This window comes from Pedobacter sp. MR2016-19 (genome assembly GCF_014947265.1).
Taxonomy (GTDB): domain Bacteria; phylum Bacteroidota; class Bacteroidia; order Sphingobacteriales; family Sphingobacteriaceae; genus Pedobacter.
Genome location: NZ_JADCNK010000008.1, coordinates 187999 through 208070, shown reverse-complemented (window position 1 = coordinate 208070; position 20072 = coordinate 187999). Strand labels below are relative to the sequence as shown.

The 20072-nt window shown below is 38.3% G+C and carries 10 protein-coding genes; all 10 read left to right on the top strand.

Going from position 1 to position 20072, the window contains the following annotated elements; translation table 11 throughout:
- Positions 1-127: 127 nt before the first annotated feature.
- The 10 genes from IM793_RS13060 (at position 128) to IM793_RS13015 (ending at position 19983) form a co-directional block, all read left to right on the top strand.
- The gene (locus IM793_RS13060) at positions 128-1030 is read left to right on the top strand and encodes an AraC family transcriptional regulator (RefSeq protein ID WP_193422010.1); all 903 of its coding nucleotides are present in this window, start codon (positions 128-130) and stop codon (positions 1028-1030) included.
- 86 nt (positions 1031-1116) lie between these two features.
- Positions 1117-2895 (top strand): DUF885 family protein, encoded by a 1779-nt coding sequence (locus IM793_RS13055; RefSeq protein ID WP_193422008.1) that lies wholly within the window; start codon positions 1117-1119, stop codon positions 2893-2895.
- 40 nt (positions 2896-2935) lie between these two features.
- Positions 2936-4384, top strand: a complete 1449-nt coding sequence (locus tag IM793_RS13050; RefSeq protein ID WP_193422006.1) for an APC family permease — start codon at positions 2936-2938, stop codon at positions 4382-4384.
- Positions 4385-4453: 69 nt separating this feature from the next.
- Positions 4454-6748 (top strand): S9 family peptidase, encoded by a 2295-nt coding sequence (locus IM793_RS13045; protein ID WP_193422004.1) that lies wholly within the window; start codon positions 4454-4456, stop codon positions 6746-6748.
- 407 nt (positions 6749-7155) lie between these two features.
- Complete coding sequence (locus IM793_RS13040; protein WP_193422002.1) at positions 7156-7551, top strand: DUF6265 family protein; 396 nt, start codon at positions 7156-7158, stop codon at positions 7549-7551.
- A gap of 32 nt (positions 7552-7583) precedes the next feature.
- Positions 7584-8369: an NIPSNAP family protein gene (locus IM793_RS13035; RefSeq protein ID WP_193422000.1), complete on the top strand. Its 786-nt coding sequence runs from the start codon at positions 7584-7586 to the stop codon at positions 8367-8369.
- Between the two features lie 825 nt (positions 8370-9194).
- Positions 9195-13319 (top strand): two-component regulator propeller domain-containing protein, encoded by a 4125-nt coding sequence (locus tag IM793_RS13030; protein WP_193421998.1) that lies wholly within the window; start codon positions 9195-9197, stop codon positions 13317-13319.
- A 230-nt stretch (positions 13320-13549) separates the two neighbouring features.
- Entirely contained in the window at positions 13550-16729 is a 3180-nt protein-coding gene (locus IM793_RS13025) for a TonB-dependent receptor (protein ID WP_193421996.1), read from the top strand.
- Positions 16730-16734: 5 nt separating this feature from the next.
- Entirely contained in the window at positions 16735-18438 is a 1704-nt protein-coding gene (locus tag IM793_RS13020; RefSeq protein ID WP_193421994.1) for a RagB/SusD family nutrient uptake outer membrane protein, read from the top strand.
- Between the two features lie 21 nt (positions 18439-18459).
- Positions 18460-19983 (top strand): glycoside hydrolase, encoded by a 1524-nt coding sequence (locus IM793_RS13015; RefSeq protein WP_193421992.1) that lies wholly within the window; start codon positions 18460-18462, stop codon positions 19981-19983.
- Positions 19984-20072 lie beyond the last annotated feature (89 nt).

Sequence of the window (20072 nt, the reverse complement as noted above, 5' to 3'; positions counted from 1 at the left end):
CATCAAATCCGTCATATATTATCAAATTATAGCAGGATTTTAACCTTATTTGAGTTTTATTGGTTTATTTGAGTTAATATTTATACATTCAGTTCATAATCAACAACCAAACCTAACTAACTGAATCATGAAAGTATTACCATTTACCATGCTTGTTCCTGATGACAAGAGTGTGATATCGGAACATATTGAATTGCCTTTTTTTTACCAATATTTACACCGCCACGATGAATGGCAGATCACGTATATCGAAAAAGGAGAGGGAACGTTAATTGCGGGCAATGATATGCATGCCTTCCGATCGGGCGATATTTTTGTAATTGGGGCAAAACTTCCACACTTATTTAAAAGTAACCCCGAATATTTCGCTGGTGATTGCAATAAAACAATCAAAGCATGTTCCATTTACTTTAATCCGAACGGTATCCTGGCGGCTTTGTTTAATCTTCCCGAAATGAAGATGGCAAGCGGTTTTTTAGCTAAAAATAAACATGGTTTCAAAGTTCCTGCTAATGCTACCAAAAACATGATCACCAAAATGTTGAATGTTCATGAGGCATCAGGGGTTGATGTATTGTTTAACTTTCTGAAATTGGTTAACAGTTTTCAGGATTTAAATGAAGATGTGGAATCCTTATGCTCAGATATGTATTCTTCTAACGTAACTGAAAATGAAGGTATGCGTTTGAGTAAGATCATTAACTTCATTACTGAAAATTACAATAATCAAATTTCATTAGAAGATGTTGCCAATGCTGCGTTTATGACACCACAGGCATTTTGCAGGTATTTTAAGAAACATACCGGGCATACTTTCGTTTCATTTTTAAATGAGGTGAGAATTAACGATGCCTGTAAAAGTCTTATATCAGGAGAAAAAGCCGATTGTATCTCAGGTGTGGCTTATAAGGCTGGCTTTAATAGTATTACCAATTTTAACAGGGTATTTAAAAGTATTATTGGTCAATCGCCGAGAGCATATATCGATACCTATAACAATGTAAGCAGGGTGAGCTATATAGGCGCTTAAGCAAAAAAAACATTCTTTATTATTAAATAAGCTAACCGTTTTTTCAAATGGAGGCAAATGCTATTTGCCTGTTTTAACCAAACCAAATGCAAAACAAATTAAACTTTTTTGCCATTTTTTTAATGGTTAGTCTGTTATCAGGCACTTTTGTACTGGCTCAAACATCAAATGAAAGCTTGTACGAACAAACCAGCGAAATGGGTACGCTGATTGTATGTTACCAAAGAGACGTTGATGCCATTAATGATTTCTACTATCCTTATTCCGCAGGTGGCACTTATTCTTATCCGATGACGACTTTTAAAAGTCCGGAGCAAAGAAAGCGTCTGCAGGATATCAATAACGATTACTTAAGCAAGTTAAAATCTGCCAAATTTGAAGCCTTTAGTACTTACGGTAAAGTAGATTATATCCTTCTTAAAAAACAGATCGAATCTTCTGTCTGGCTCTTAGCTAAAGAGGAAACAGACTATAAAGCCCTGTCGAAGTATTTTACTTTTGCCGATGCGATTTATGCACTCGAAAAATTAAGAAGAAGGGGCACTTATAAAGAAGGCGCTTTGCTGGCTGCAGAGATAGATGAAATTTCGAAGCAGGTTGATGCCCTGAGTCTAAATTTTAAGAAAGGAATATCAACACCTGATCAGCTTAAAATGGCGACGGCGATAACCTCTAGTTTAAAACACCGCTTAAAGGGCTTTTACCAATTCTACATGGATTATGAGCCGGGTTTTACCTGGTGGGTACCTAAACCTTACGAAAAGTTAGACCTGGCCTTAACCAATTACGCTAAACTTTTTAACGATAGTGGTGATGCTACTCTTTCTGTAAAATCGAATAAAGCAGAAATTAAAGGAAATCCTATTGGAAGGGAAGAACTCATCAGGCAGCTAAATGCAGAGCTTATTCCTTATACACCAGAAGAACTGATCAAGCTTGCTGAAAAAGAATTTAAGTTTTGCGATGAAGAGCTTTTGAAAGCATCAGCGGCTATGGGTTTCGGGAATGACTGGAAAAAAGCGCAGGAGAAAATCAAAAACAGCTATGTGCCTTTAGGTAAACAGCCAGAATTGATTGTAAAACTACAGGATGATGCCTTAAGTTTTATAAAGGCTAACGATCTGATCACTATTCCGGCATTGGCAGAAGAAACCTGGGGTATGGTCATGATGTCGGCCGAACGCCAGTTAGTGAATCCATTTTTTACCGGTGGGCGCGAAATCAGTATTTCTTATCCAACAAATTCGATGGAGGAAGACGATAAGTTAATGAGTATGCGTGGGAATAACACTTATTTTTCGAGAGGAACGGTTCAGCACGAACTCTTACCAGGCCATCATTACCAGTATTTTATGAATAACCGCTATAAAAGCTATCGCGATCCTTTTAAAACACCTTTCAGCGTAGAAGGCTGGCCCTTATATTGGGAGCTTTTGCTTTACGATAAAGGTTTTGCCAAAACTCCTGAAGAAAAAATGGGAATGCTTTTCTGGCGGATGCACCGTTGCGCCAGGATTCTTTTTTCACTGAACTTTCACCTCGGTAAATGGACACCTCAGCAGTGTGTCGATTTCTTAGTAGACCGTGTAGGGCACGAACGTGCCAATGCAGAAGGCGAAGTACGCAGATCTTTCAAAGGCGATTATAGTCCTTTATACCAGGTAGCTTACCTTACCGGTGGTCTCCAGCTTTTTGCACTGAAAAAAGAATTGGTCGATAGTGGCAAAATGAGCTTTAAGGATTTTCATGATGCGGTGATTAAAGAAAACTTAATTCCTGTAGAATTGATCAGGGCTACTTTAACCAATCAGCCCTTAACACGCGATTTCAAAACCTCGTGGCATTTTTACGATCAGCTTAAATAAATAAACTCAACCAACCTTAGAACCACCAAGCAAAGAACACATGATTGAAAAAGAAACCACACAATTTAAACCCTCACTTAAACTGATGGACGCAACCATGCTTGTAGCCGGCAGTATGATTGGCTCGGGTATTTTTATTGTAAGTGCAGATATCACCCGAAATGTAGGCAGCTCTGGCTGGCTGTTAGTGGTTTGGCTAATTACAGGCTTCATGACGCTTACTGCTGCATTAAGTTATGGCGAATTAAGTGCCATGTTTCCAAAAGCAGGCGGACAGTATATTTATTTAAAGGAAGCATACAATCCACTCATCAGTTTTTTATATGGCTGGAGTTTTTTTACGGTCATCCAAACCGCTACTATTGCCGCAGTAGGCGTGGCATTTGCCAAGTTTACCGCTTATCTCGTACCTGCATTAAGTGAAGATTTAGTTGCTATCGATTTAGGCTTCTTTACCATCTCACCGGCACAACTGCTGGCTATTGGCGTAATTATGTTACTCACTTATATCAACAGTAGGGGGGTAAATGGCGGTAAAGTAATCCAGACAACCTTTACAGTGGCCAAATTATTAAGCTTGTTTGGCCTGATTGCTTTTGGACTTTTCTTTTTAGATAAGGGAATCTGGAAAACCAATTGGGAAAATATGTGGGTTTTGGGCCCCTTATCTGCCGATGGAAATATTGGTTCTTATACCACTTTGGCTGCTTTCGGAGCCATTGCTGCTGCGATGGTAGGTTCGATATTCAGTAGCGATTCCTGGCACAATGTCACCTTTATTGCCGGCGAAATTAAAAATCCTGCACGCAATATTGGTTTGAGTTTAGCCCTTGGAACGATTATGGTAACGGTGCTCTACATCCTTACCAATGTGATGTATACCGGTGTACTTTCACTACACGATATTGCCTACGCTGATAAAGACCGGGTGGCGGTTTCTGCTGCCAACCATATTTTCGGTACAGCAGGTACCATCATTATTGCACTAATGATTATGGTTTCAACCTTCGGTTGCAATAACGGTTTAATTATGGCGGGCGCCAGGGTATACTACTCAATGGCCGAAGACGGGCTTTTCTTTAAAAAAGTGGGTACACTCAACAAAAATGCAGTTCCCGGATTTGGACTCTGGATTCAGTGTATTTTTGCTTGTTTATGGTGCATTAGCGGAAAATATGGCGATCTGTTGGATATGATTTCATTCGTGGTGGTGATGTTTTACATGCTCACCATTTTCGGAATTTTTATTCTTCGTAAAAAACGACCTGATGCCGAAAGACCTTACAAAGCCTTTGGTTACCCTGTTCTGCCAATTATCTATATGGTTATGGGACTGGCCTTTTGCATATTGCTGATTATTTTTAAGCCCAAATTTACCTGGCCCGGATTAATCATCACATTAATCGGTATCCCGGTTTATTACCTCATTAAAGGAAATATAGTTCGCCAGGATTTGAAATCAAAAGATCCGGTTGATGTGAATGGTTAAAATATTAATGTTATTCATCAAAATCTAAAGAAAACCTGCAATACTATATTTACCCACAAAAAATCTGTAATGAGCATTTACGCAACCGCTAAAAAATCAATAGTTTTCATCTTATTAAGTTTTGTTTCCGCTCAATTGCTGGCACAGCAAGCCAGGTTGCAGCCATATGCCCCAAATGCTGCTGAAGTGGTGGATGCTTATCAATTATCCTTGAAAATGGATACCACTTTACGTAATATTCCAACCAACAATGATATTATTCCTTATTGGAAAAAGGATGGAACCGCATTTTGGTATAAAAAGAATCTTCCTGATAGAACATGGGAGTATTATTATATAGATGCTGCAACAGGTAAACGCCAGGCCGCATTTGATCATCATAAACTTGCGCAGAATTTAGAAAAGGTTACCGGTAAAAAACAGAACCCACTAAAAATTCAACTTGCTGAGTTATATTTCGCCGATCAGGGTAATACGGCAAAACTAAAAATACAGGATAAATGGTATGAATTAAACTTAGGCGATTACAGTTTAGCTGACATTAAAGACACCACAATTTATCGTTACAATGCCAAAAGACCTCTGCAACAAAGGAGATCGCGCTGGCAGGGAAACCGCCAATCCAAAAAATCGCCGGATGGCAAAAGTGAAATCCTGATCCGCGGCGGCAACCTTTTTGTAATTGATTTAGCAACAAAGGCAGAAACCCAGCTGAGTACCGATGGTAATGCTGATAAACCTTACGGCGAATTTGCATGGTCGCCCGATGGAAAAAACATTGTTGCTTACAAAATCGATCCCAAAGAAATTAAAAAAGTATATTATGTATTAAGTTCTGTTCCAGGTACCACACGCGGCGAATTAAAATCGAGAGAATATGCACAACCCGGTGATGACTTTACGGCTTATCAGCCCTATGTTTTTAATGTAGCGAAAAAAACTGCCATTAAAGTAGATGCTGATCCGATCGATTTCTTTGGCGCACCGGAACTGCATTGGCGCGGCAATAACAGCAGGTATTATACTTATGAGAAAGTAGACAGGGGGCATCAGCGTTTCAGGGTAATTGAAGTGGATGTTTTAACAGGGAAAACCAAAAATATCATCGACGAGAAAACCAAAACCTTCATTTATGAAAATCGCATTTATACCAGATACTTACCTAAAACAAACGAAATATTGTGGACGAGTGAGCAGGATGGCTGGCAACACCTTTATCTGGTAAATACCTTAACCGGAAAGCAGCAGTTAATTACAAAAGGAAATTATGTAGTTCGGGATATTGATAGTGTAGATATCGTAAAACGCCAGGTGTGGTTCCGGGCAAATGGAATGCATGCTGACGAAGATCCTTATTTTATCCATTACTATCGGATCGGGTTTGACGGAAAAGGCCTGGTAAACCTCACACCAGAAAAAGGTAATCATAACCTCAGCTTTTCTCCTGATCGTAAATATTATATCGATACCTACTCGCAAGTAAATGTACCATCGGTTAGCGAATTAAGGTTAACGGCAAGCACTAAAAAATTAAACGAAATAGAACATGGAAAAACAGATGCCTATTTGGCTACAGGGGTTAAATTGCCTGAAGTATTTGTAGCCAAAGGAAGAGATGGCAAAACTGATATTTGGGGCATTGTTTGCCTCCCTTCAAAAATGGATCCGAATAAAACTTATCCTGTAATCGAAAATATTTATGCAGGTCCTCATGATAGCTTCGTGCCTAAAAGTTTCTTGCCAGCCAGTGAAATGCAGAGCATCTCCGAATTGGGTTTTATTGTGGTACAGATTGATGGAATGGGTACGGCCAACCGTTCTAAAGCTTTTCATGATGTATGTTGGAAAAACATAGCCGATTCCGGATTTCCTGACAGGATATTGTGGATGAAAGCCATGGCGGTTAAATATCCAAATGCTGATATTTCACGGGTAGGGATTTATGGCACTTCTGCGGGTGGACAAAGCTCAACAGGCGCACTGTTATCTCACCCTGAGTTTTATAAGGCTGCAGTTTCTGCCTGTGGTTGTCATGACAACCGCATCGACAAACAATGGTGGAACGAACAATGGATGGGCTATCCGGTAGGACCACATTATGGAGAACAATCTAACATTACAAATGCAGGTAAATTACAGGGTAATCTATTTTTAATTGTTGGCGAAGCAGATGAAAATGTACCGCCAGAATCGACCTATCGACTTGCCGATGCATTGATCAAAGCAAATAAAAATTTCGATATTTTAAGCATTCCGGGCATGGGGCACAGTGATGGAGGCGTTTACGGACGCAGACGTAAACGCGATTTTTTTGTGAAACATTTACTAAATGCCGAACCTCCAAACCCGAATATTTCAAAGTAAGATACTTCATTGGTCATTGGTAGAGTTTAGAATTTTTCAAATACCTCGGAGGGTTGATGAAAAATACACAAGGAGCGTCATTTCGACCGCAGTAGAGAAATCTTTGAACTATGGAAAAGATTTCTCCATTTCGTTGCGATAAATCCGATAGCTCGGGTCGAAATGACGGCGATTTTTTAATTCTATCTGGTAACTGCAAACTGTTTATCGCAAACGGAACTGGTAATTGCCAACTGTCAACTGAAAATTGGTAGCTGATTCATTCATTCTATAAGTGGATATAATTAGTTATTTTAGCTGTAATAAATTACGCTATGAAAAATAACTTTTTGATTTTGGCTTTCTTATTCTTTTCTATTTCAGCTTTTGCACAAATAAAAAAGGCTTAGGTAAAAGATTTGGCATTTATGTCTGGAACCTGGGTTCAGAAAAGTGAATGGGGCGATTTGGAAGAATTTTGGAGCCAGCCAAACGGCGAAAGCATGATGAGCAGCTTTAGGTGTGTTAAAGATGGGAAAGCTTTATTTTACGAATTCGTTGTGATTGAACTTGAAGAGGGGTTGCCTGTGATGAAGATGCGGCATTTTAACCGCGGAAGCATTGCCTGGGAAGAAAAAGAAAAACCACTGCTTTTTCCGCTGGTAACCTTAAAGGGAAAACTTGCTGTTTTTGAAATGAAAGATAAATCGGTGAGGTTAAGCTATCAATTGATTACTGAAGATAAATTAAGCGTTGTGCTGGAGGAAAAGGATAAAAATGGTCAGCCTAAAAAAGATATTTTCAGTTTTACACGAAAACTTTAAGTATTTTTCCATCAAAATAATCACCTCCTAATATGTTGCCAAAAATTAAAATATTCTGTCTGTTTTTACTTTTGTTATTATCCAGCACATTTGCCGCTAATGCGTCGATAGATTTCTATCAGATCAAAATTTACCACTTAAAAACCGATGCTCAGGAAAAAACGGTAGACGATTATTTGCAAAAAGCATATTTGCCTGCCTTACACCGCTGTGGAATAGCAAAAGTTGGTGTGTTTAAACCAATTGTAAGTGACCAGGCTGTAGGTACGGAAAAACTGGTTTATGTATTTATTCCTTTAAAATCATTTAATGGAATTTTAGAACTGGATAAAAAGCTGGCAAAAGACAAACAGTATGCCGCTGATGGTAAAGCTTATCTGGATGCATTCTACACGGAGGCGCCTTTAGAGCGCTTAGAATCAATTGTATTAAAAGCCTTTGAAGACGCACCTCATTTTATGCTGCCAAATCTAAAATCGCCGATGAAAGAACGGGTGTACGAATTAAGAAGCTATGAGGCACCTACTGAGAAGTATTTTCAGAATAAAGTTCAAATGTTTAATAAAGGTGACGAAATCGGTTTATTCAAAAGATTAAATTTTAATGCTGTATTTTATGGAGAAGTAATCGCCGGGAGTCGTATGCCTAACCTGATGTATTTAACCACTTTCGAAAATAAGGCAGATAGAGATGCGCACTGGAAAGCATTTTCAGCGGATGAATATTGGAAGAAACTATCAGCAATACCAGAGTATCAACACAATGTTTCTAAAAACGATACTAAATTTGTTTACCCAACAGACTATTCAGATTTTTAGGATAAAAAGACTAAAGCGGAAAGCAAAAAGGGAAACTAAATTCCGTGAAAATCTGTGCTTCCGTGGCAAAAAAACTAACCAGATAGATCCTGAAACAAGTTCAGGAGGACGATCGCAGGATCTGAGTGATGAAAATCTTAATGTCCTTAACTGCTTAATGGTAGTGAAGGTGAAAGCTTAAAGACTAAAGCTGAAAGCAAAAAGATAAACTAAATTCCGTGTAATTCTGTGCTTCCGTGGCAAAAGAACTAAACAGAAAGATTCTGAAACAAGTTACCATTGACAGACTCCACTAGAATGGTCGTCATCTCGACCGGAGCAACGCGAAGTGGAGAGATCTTTGTAATAAGTTATTGAAAATTTAAAAGATTTTGCTTCGCAGAGCCTTCGGGTTCTCCACTGCGGTCGAAATGACGATATTTTCGAGAGCACTCAACTTCTTTATCCATCTGTCCATTCATATTGATTTTTATAAAATAAATTACCCTTCAGGATGACGATCGCAAGATCTGAGCGATGAAATCTTAATGTTCTTAATTGCTTAATGGTAGTAAAGCTGAAAGCAAAAAGATAAACTGAATTCCGTGGCGAAAAAACTAACCAGAAAGATCCCGGAACAAATTTAAGATAACGATCGCAGGATCTGAGTGATGAAAATCTTAATTTCCTTAACTGTTTAAATGGTAAAAAATGCAAAAGCTGAAAGACTTTTCAGATAAATAGAACTACAGATTGACAGGTTTTTGTGTAACAATAATTTAGCAAATTGTATCTTTACATCCGCTAAAAGATTTTTTTCAGCTATTCTGTCGGTTTGCCCTTCTAATGATGAGATTTATTAAAGCATTTGGTTTTATTATACAATCCTGGCTGTTTTTCAACAGTGTTCATGCTCAGGTAGTAGATCAAACTGCTATTCCGGAACATTATGTGCTTAAAACATATGGCATTAACGATGGTCTACCTTCTAAAAATACCACCGTTGCTTTAAAAGATAAAAGAGGTTTTGTATGGATAGGTACAGAAAATGGTCTGTGTAAGTTTGATGGTTATTCTTTTAAAGTTTATGTAAATATTGCTGGTGATAGCACCTCTTTAACCAACAATTATATCAATGCTATAGTAGAAGACAGCAATGGTTTTTTTTGGGTGGGTACCATGAATGGTTTAAACAGGTTTGACCCGGTTACCGAAAAATTTGAACGTTTTTATTATAAAGAAAACGATAGAACTTCGCTAAGCAATAATAAAGTCTGGTCTTTACTGATCGATAAAAAGAATAAATTGTGGATTGGTACCGATGATGGATTTAACCTTTATAACAAGAAATCAAAAACTTTTAAGGTTTATCAACCCGATGCAAAAAATCAGTATGCTATAAAAGGAAAATCGGTTAATGCTATTGCAGAAGATGCAGCTGGCAATTTATGGTTGGGCAACTGGAGCGCCGGACTGAATAAATTCGATCAAAAAACAAAGCGGTTTACCAATTACATGCAAAAGGAAATCGCGAACCAAAAAAATCCAAACGACATCTGGACCCTCTGCCTTGATCATGATGGCATGATATGGATTGGATGCTATTGGAAAGGCGACCTGTTCCGCTTTGATCCGAAAAATGAAAAGTTTACCACTTATCTAGGTATGGGAAAAGGTAATTCTTCCATATTTAATGTTTTAAATTTAGGTGCCGAAAAATTACTGGTAGGCGGCAGCGCCGGAATATTCTGGGTAAATACAAAACTAAATAAATGGGAAAAAATAGATAAGCTCGAATTTTTTGCCAACGGTGGTTTATATCGTGATAAAAGCGGAATGATATGGCTCTGTGGTAAAAACGGACTCACTAAAATTGATTTTAACCAATATAAATTTAATTTTATTTCACTTCCTTTAAACCAGGCAGAAATTAAATCAATAGTTAGTGAAGGCGGTAATTTTTGGCTGGGTACCAACAAGGGCCTTTATAAATACAATCCAAATAACCGCGTTATTACCAGGCTTTCGCACAGCGATGACTTAAACAGTTTATCCAGTAATGATATTATTAACCTATCTGTTGATTTAAAAGGTCAGTTATGGGTAATGAGTGAGAATGGATTTGACCGGTATAGCGAAAAGGAGAGTAAGTTTATACATCATCACCATCGTTCTGCACTTGGAAGTTTTTTTAACGAAGATGTTTTTAGAGATCTGATAGAGGTAAATGATGGCGAATATTATTTAGCTACAGATGCAGGTTTAAAAATCTATAACGATAAAATTAGAGCTTATACGCATTACTATAACGATCCTAAAAATTTGGGCTCTCTGAGTAATAACCATTTATACTGCCTTCTAAAAGATGCGCAGGGAAATATCTGGATAGGGACATACGGGAGTGGCCTCAGCCGTTTTAACCCTAAAACAAAAAAGTTCAGCAATTACATGATCAATAATTCAAAAACGGGCGGCATTAGCAATAACATTGTAAATAGCCTGTATCTGGATTCGCACAAAAATGTTTGGATCTGCACCCGCGATGGATTGAATAAATATGTTGCTAAAACAAATACTTTCGAGATCTATTCAAAACAAAACGGTTTTGCAAGCAATGTTTTTACCGATCTGGTAGAAGATAATAATGGCAAGCTTTGGGTTACTACCGAGCAGGGCATCTCACTTTTCGATCCCGTAAATAAAACGGTTAAAAATTACGATGAGAAGGATGGCGTGTATGCCAATGCGGCCATCTGTAAAAATGCAAAAGGGGAAATTTACCTGGCAGGCAGTAAAGGCATCGTTTATTTTAATCCACAACTACTTAAATACAATAAAGAAGCTCCTGCAGTTTACTTTTCTGATTTTTCGGTTTTTAATAAACTGATTCTCCCGGGCGAAGATTCTCCTTTAAAATTGCCTGTTTATATGACGAAAAGTATCACATTGCCTTATGATCAAAGTGTACTCTCTTTTGGTTTTGTGGCTTTGAACTATACGCTTTCAGAAAAAAACCAGTATGCTTACTTTCTCGAAGGTTTTGATAAAAAGTGGAATTATAGCGGTAGCGAACATAAAGTTACCTATACCAATTTAAACCCAGGCAAATACACCTTAAGGGTAAGGGCATCAAACAATGATGGCATTTGGAATATGAAAGGAAATTCGCTCCAGATTATTATTACGCCACCCTGGTACCGTACCTGGTGGGCCTTTGGCTTTTATGGTTTGGCTTTCTTTGGCCTTGTGTATGCCTATCTTAAATATCGTGAGCACCAATCTAACTTAAAATTTCAGATTAAACTGGCCCATGTAGAAAGTGAAAAAGAAAAGGAGTTGAGTGAAAAGAAACTATCCTTTTTTACCAATGTATCGCACGAGTTCCGCACGCCGCTTACGTTAATTATCAACCCGGTTAAAGAGCTTTTGTATAAGAATGACAATAATGTTGATACCACTGATTTAAATATTGTGTACAGGAATGCCAAGCGGCTTTTAAGTTTGGTAGATCAGCTGTTATTGTTTAGAAAAGCAGATACCTATGGCGGAAAATTAAAAGTAGCTCCGGTAAACCTGGTGAGTTTGTGTAAAGAAGTATTTCTGTGTTTTGTGCATCAGGCACGGTCTAAAAATATTGTATTTGAGTTTATATGCGCCGATGAATTGATCCCTTTTTATGCTGAAAGGGAGAAAATAGAGATTGTGTTTTTTAATCTCCTTGCAAATGCCATAAAATTTACGCCCGAAGGCGGTACGGTTAAAATGATTGTAAAAAGTAATCAGGACAATATACAGGTGGCTGTAGAAGATACAGGCTGTGGTATTACCAGCTTTGCAGGAGAAAAACTCTACGAAAAATTTTATCAGGATCCGGGAAATAAATCATCTAAAGGTGGTTTTGGCATTGGTTTATACCTTGCAAAAAATTTTATTGAAATGCATGGTGGAAGGATAAGTTATACCAGCGTTGAAAATAAAGGCACAGCATTTGATATTGCTTTATTAAGAGGGACAAGCCACTTTAAAGATGCGGTAATTTTGCATGAGGAACTGGTAGATACCGATTCATCATTATTTAAAGAGTTAATAGAGGATGAAATAAGCGCTAACAAAGTTGTAGAAGCTGCTGAAGAACCAATAGCAGACAAACAGCTGGCCATCGAGTTAAAAAGCATGCTTATTATTGATGATAATATTGAAATAAGAGAATACCTTAAACAGGTTTTTAGAATGGATTATCACCTTTACGAAGCCAGTAACGGAGAAAAAGGTTATGAGATGACGAAAGAGCTATTACCCGATATTGTAATCTGTGATGTAATGATGGATGGCATAACGGGTATAGAACTATGCAGTAAAATAAAAGAAGATGTTTCCATCTCTCATATTCCGATTATTTTACTTACTGCCATTTCTGCTCCGGAGGTTAAGCTTAAAGGAATAGAAGGTGGCGCCGACGATTATATCAGTAAACCTTTTGATAAGGACTTTTTAAAAGCAAGGGTAGCCAGTATATTAAAAAGTAAAAATGCCCTGCAAAAGTATTTTTATAATGAAATTACACTCAACTCGAACAATACCAAGATCTCTGCAGAATACAAAGAATTTTTAGATAACTGTATCCGTATTGTAGAAGAACAGCTTACCGATCCTGATTTTAATATCGATACCCTGTCCACCTTTCTGGGCATGTCGAGATCTAATTTATACCGTAAAATAAAATCCATTTCGGGTCAGTCGGCAAATGGATTTATCCGTTTCATCAGGTTAAGAAAAGCGGCCGAAATTTTTATCAATACAGATAAAACCATTCAGGAAACTTCTTACATGGTAGGTATAAACGACCCAAAATATTTTAGAGAGCAGTTTTACAAACTCTTTAATATGAATCCATCACAGTATATTAAAAAATTCAGGAAGCCGTTTTCCAATCATATCCAATTAAATTCAACAGGCAAAAAAGGTAAATGATAATCATGTTTATCAGCCTGTTTTTTTTCAATATGCCTTAAAACCTCATTTAGGTCATTTTTCGGTCTGTTTACCCCTCTAATTTGGATTGTTTGCACCCTGTAGGAGTTGTTTGTTGGCGCTAATTTAGCCCTCGATAAAGCAGTGTTATAATCGCGATTCCGATAGAGGGTTCTGTTGGGTAGGTTATAAAATTGATCTGCTAACCAAATATTAATTTGCAAACAAATATGAGAAGAAAAGTTCTGAAAGGATTTTTGCCAAAATTCTTTACAATTAAAACACTGGCATTTCTATTGATCGTATCCATCAGTTTACCTGCAATGGCATCTCTAGTTTCTGTTAAAACAGGAATAAAGAACAAGCTTAGAGAAATTGTGGTAACGGGTACAGTAACAAACGAAACCGGAGCTACATTCCCCGGAGTAGCGGTTAAGATTAAAGGAACCGAAAAAGCGGTTCAGACCGATGCAAAAGGTAAATTTAGTATCAGTGTTGCAGCCTCTACAGACGTACTTGTTTTTTCTTATGTAGGCTACACCAGCCAGGAGCAAACAGTTGGCGATAGAACAACCATTAATGTTCAGCTTGGTTCCGACACCAAAACACTAAACGAGTTGGTAGTGGTTGGTTACGGAACACAGAAAAAAGCAACGCTTACGGGGTCAATATCGCAGGTAAAAGGAAGTGAATTAATGAAAAGCCCACAACCAAACCTGTCAAACTCTTTGGCGGGCCGGTTTTCGGGGGTAATTGTAAATAATCGTAGTGGCGAACCTGGGGTTGATGGTTCTAATATTACGGTAAGGGGACTTGCTACTACCGGGAGCAATAATGTATTAATTGTTGTAGACGGAATTCCAGGGCAAATTGGTGGACTTGAGCGTTTAGATCCCAACGATATTGAAAGTGTATCGGTATTAAAAGATGCTTCTGCCGCTATTTATGGTAACAGAGCAGCCAATGGTGTAATTTTAGTAACTACGAAAAAAGGGAAAACCGGTAAACCAACCGTAAATTATAGTTTTAACCAGGGATTTAGCTCGCCAACAAGGTTACCTAAAATGGCAGATGCCGCAACCTATGCACAGATTATGAACGAAATTAATTTCGATTCGAACCCTGCCGGTGGCCTTAACCAATCTTATACTGCAGATCAGATTGAAAAGTTCCGCAATGGTTCCGATCCGCTTTTGTATCCAAATACCGATTGGATTAATGAAACATTGAAAAATACTGCACTCCAAAGTCAGCATAGCCTTTCGGTTAATGGTGGTAGTGAAGATGTAAAATACTATGTTTCATTGGGTACAATTTCTCAGGATGGTTTATACAAAAATGGCGCAACGAAATACAATCAGTATAATTTCCGTACCAATATAGATGCCAATGTTTCTAAATACCTTAAAGTTGGCTTATCGGTATCTGGCAGACAAGAAAATCGTTTGTTCCCTCAGGTAGGAGCTGGTGATATTTTTAGGTCTATTTACAGGGCAAAACCAATCGTATCTGCCTATTATCCAAATGGCTTGCCAACAACGGGTATAGAAAATTCAAATCCTGCTGTGCAGGTTACCGATATCGGTGGAACAAATAAAAACCCTACACAGGTTTTAAATGGTATTTTAAGAGCTACTTTTATTATTCCTGGCGTAGAAGGTCTTTCTGTTGATGGTTTCTTTTCTGCTGATAAATCTAATGTATTTACCAAAAGTTTCAATAAGCCATATTTACTGTATCAATATGATCCTACCTCTCAAACCTATAACAGCGTAATTACTGGCGGTAATAATCAAAAAGCTACATTACTTGAAAAGCAACAAAACGAATCGTTGCTTACTTCGAATATTAAACTAAACTACGCACGTCGTTTTAACCTGCATGATATCAATGCTTTTGTAGGTTACGAACAGAGCGAAAACCATTTGGAATATTTCGATGCACAACGCTTTAACTTCCTTTCTACTTCGTTACCTGAACTTTCTCAAGGTGGTACAGCAGCTACCGATTTTCTGAACTCGGGTTATAGCTCTAACTACAACCGCCGGAGTATAATAAGCCGTTTAGCTTATACTTATGATGATAAGTATCTTTTTGAAGGCCAGTTGCGTGTTGATGGATCATCTATTTTTCCTCAAGGCAAACAGTATGGTGTTTTTCCGTCCGCTTCTGCAGGTTGGGTAGTTTCAAAAGAAAAGTGGTTTAACGATAACGTTAAATTTGTTGATAACTTAAAAATTCGTGCATCATATGGTGCGTTGGGTAATGATAATGTAAATGGTTTCCAGTATTTCGATAACTATGTGCTGGTAGGTAACGGGTTTGTGGCCAGAGATCCAAGCAATACCTTAACCATACAACCTGGTGTAAACCTGGTTAAATTGGCAAATCCGAACATTACCTGGGAGGTGGCGAAAAAACTGGATGTGGGAATTAACGCTACAGTATTTAAAAACTTTAGCATTGAGGCCATTTATTTCCAGCAAAAAAGATCTGATATCTTAACCACCCGTAATGCTTCAGTGCCTGGTTCTTCAGGTATTGTAAATCCATTTGATGATAAGAGTGTGAACTATACACCGTTAGTGCCTTCAGAAAATATTGGAAAGGTGAACAGTAATGGTTTCGAAGCAACGGTTGGGTATAACCATAATGGCGAGAATCTGAAATGGAATATTTCTGGAAATATAACCTATGCAAAAAGCAAAGTAATTTTTATTGATGAAGCCAGTGGTACGCCAGATTATCAACGCAAAACGGGCAGACCATTAAATGTTGACTTGCTTTACAATAGTATTGGCATATTTAGAACGCAACAAGAGTTAGATGCTTACCCTCATGTAAGTGGTGCTAAAATTGGCGATCTTAAGTATCTCGATTATAACAATGATGGTCAGATTACTGCCGATGATCAAACAAGATCTCAATATAGCAATACCCCTCAAATTACTTATGGTTTAAATTTCGGAGCTTCGTACAAGAATTTCGATTTATCATTTGTCTTATCAGGTCAAGGGCAAGTTACTCAATACGTTTTACCGGAAGCAGGAAGCGTAGGTAACTTTTACAGTAGCTGGGCCGATAACAGGTTTAGCGCCTCAAACCCTAATGGAACTTATCCAAGAGTTACTGACCGTTCTTCGAATGCGATCAGTGGCGGACAGTTTAATAATACTTTTTGGTTAAATGATGCTTCTTTTATAAGACTTAAAAACGTAGAACTTGCCTATAATTTAAAAGCTTCATTTTTACAGAAAATAAATGTCTCGGGCTTAAGGTTTTATGCCAGTGCATTTAACCTGTTAACCATTTCAAAAGTTAAAGATTACGATCCAGAAGGAAACAGTGGTAGTGGCCAGTTTTATCCACAGCAACGCATTATTAATCTGGGTGCTAATATTAAATTCTAAACATCATGAATACTAAGTCAATACATAAAATATTATTAGGCCTATCATTAATCTCCTTAAGTGTGGTGGGTTGTAAAAAAGATTTTTTAAACGTAGAACCAACAGATCGGATTTCTACCACTACTATAGAAAGCGATACGTCTGTTCTGGAGGCTTATGTAACCAACAGGTACATCGGTACCCGATTACAGGATAAAGAAGCAGATGGTTCTGCACCAGGTTTTGGGAGGGGGTTTGAATATAGTATGTGGAGCTCGTACACAGACGAATCTGTTTACAATAACGATGATTTTACCTGGTTAATTCAAAGAGGTCAGCTGGCACCAGAAAATTTAGGCAGTGCAGGTGTATATTGGGGCAGGAGTTATAAAAGTATCAGAGAATGTAATTATGCACTTGGTGTGCTTGCTAAAATTGCAATGAGCACAACACATAAAAAACAATTGATCGCAGAGCTTAAATTTGTAAAGGCTTTCCGTTATCAGGATTTAATTCGAAATTATGGTGGTGTAGTTTTAATGGGTGATAAAGTAACCAACCTGACCGATAATTTGCAAGATCCGGCTTTGTTTCAGCGCGCAACAATAAAAGAGAGCATTGATTATACGGTGAATCAACTCGATGAAGCGGCTGCAGATCTGCCACAGGATAATAGCGGTAGCTGGTTGCCGGGTAGAGCTACTAAAGGTGCTGCATTAGCCCTTAAATCACGTTTGCTTTTATATGCAGCAAGTCCATTGTACAACGCGGGTACATGGGAGGCAGCAGCGGCAGCAGCGCAGGCTGTTATTGCTTTGAATAAATACAAAATTTATGATGGAGGTTATGAAAACCTGTTCCTGAATGATTTGAATAATGACGAAATCATCTTTGCGAGATTATTTACCAAAAATGCCAACCATACACACCTGGAGATTGCCAACGGACCAAATGGCTATGGCGGCTGGGGAGGAAATCTGCCGATGCAGAACCTGGTAGATGATTATGAAATGACCAACGGTAAAGCCATTAGCGATCCTACATCTGGTTACGATAGCAACCAGCCATACAAAGACCGTGATCCGCGTTTTGCAGCCACTATTTTATACAATGGTGCAGCATATCGTGAGCGTAATATAGAAACCTTTATTCCGGGAGGAAAAGACAGTAAAGATGGAATTGATAACTGGAATACCACTAAGACGGGTTATTATCTTAAAAAATTCATGAACAAGGCATATCCTTTACAAAACCCCTGGGGAAACGCAGGTTTTCAGCCATGGATCTATTTTAGATATGCAGAAATTTTGCTTAACTATGCTGAAGCAGCTAACGAAGCTTACGGACCTGACGCTGTTCCTGCCGGATCAACAATGTCGGCAAGACAAGCGATAAATATGGTACGTGCAAGATCTGGTGTAAATATGCCAGCATTAGCCGTTGGACTTACACAATCACAAATGCGAGATGCGGTACGTTACGAACGTAGGGTAGAACTCGCCTTTGAAGAACACCGTTATTATGATGTAAGAAGATGGAAAATTGCCGATGTAACCGAAAACAAACCTGCTGGTGGAATGATTATTACCAAAACCGGTAATACATTTACTTATACACCTAAAGTTGCTTTAGATGGGCGTAAGTTTGAAACCAAACACTACTGGTTACCTATACCTAGAGCCGAGATTTTAGCTTCAGGCGGTAAATTGCAGCAAAACCCTGGTTATTAATAAATAGAAATTAAGTTTTGCATGATTAAGCCGTATCAACATCTTAACCGTTTTTTTATCTGTCTGGCCTTATTTTTCTGTGGCAGAACAACGCTTGCACAAGAAACCGTTCTAAAAATAGAAATTGATCCTGCCAACACCTTTCAGACTATAGAAGGCTTTGGTGCTTCTGATGCCTGGAGTTGTCAGTTTGCCGGATTATGGCCTACAGAGAAAAGGGATAAAATGGCTGATTTGCTTTTTAGCACTCAAACCACAAAAGAGAGGCAACCACTTGGTATTGGGCTTAACATGTGGCGTTTCAGTATTGGTGGTGGTAGTGCCGCCCAAGGTAAAGAAAGCGATATTGGCGACGAATGGCGTCGTCAATATGCTTTTTTGCAGCCAGATGGCACTTATAATTGGAACGCGATGCCAGGACAAGTCTGGTTCTTAAAGGCAGCCAAAACACGGGGAGTGAAACAGTTTATCGGATTTGTAAACAGTCCGCATGTATTGTTTACCAAAAATGGGAAAGCCTATTCTACAGATGGCCATTGCAATCTGAATTTTGACAAACTTCCGGAATTTGCCGCTGATCTTGTTGCTACCATCAAAGGAATAAAAAAAACAATTGGAATAGAACTAAATTACCTGAGTCCTGCAAATGAGCCGCAATGGAAATGGAATGAACACAACCAAGAGGGCTGTCCTTATAACAATAACGAACTTGCTCAACTTTACAGGGGTGTTAACGAAGCCTTTGTTAAAAATCAGGTCAAAACCAAAATACAGATAGGAGAGGCTGGCCAGCTCGATTATTTATACAATAACGGAAACAGTGTAAAAGGAAACCAGGTATATCAGTTCTTTAATCCTTCATCACCCAATTATGTCGGCAACCTATCGGGCATAGATCGTTCTATTTCTGGACACAGCTATTTTACAACAAGTCCGGAGCAGAAATTTATTGAAGTACGCAAAAAGACGGGTGATGCCGTAGCCAGCATTAAAGGTTTAAGGTATTGGATGTCTGAATATTGTATTTTAGGCGATAGTTTAATGAAAGGGGAAAAACGCGACCTTGGTATGGCGCCTGCATTATTTATCGCCCGTTTGATCCATCACGACCTGGTTTTGTCTAACGCTACCTCATGGCAGTGGTGGCTGGGCATATCAGCCAGCGATTATAAGGATGGTTTGGTTTATATCGACAAAAATAAAACAGACGGGCAGGTTTATGATAGTAAAATGTTGTGGGCCCTGGGTAATTATAGTCGTTTCGTTGGCCAGGGTAGTAAGCGCCTTCAAGTTAAAACACTCGGGGCAAACTTACCTCAGGTTGATGTATCATCTTATCTGCAAAATAAAAAACTCGTAACAGTAGTGGTTAACCCTACAGAAAACGATCTTGATCTGGATATTGAGGTAAAGGGTAATAAACAAAATTCTGTACAGACCTATGTTACCTCAGCCGAATATAACTTGTCACCTTATAAACAATATCAGAATACCAAACATGTTCGCATTCCGGCTAAATCTATTACTACTGTAATCAGTAATTAAGCCTGATTGAAATGATAACGCACCTCAATTTTAATCCTATTTGGTTGAGCTGAAAAGCAATTATAAATCGATATAGGAAAACTATGTTT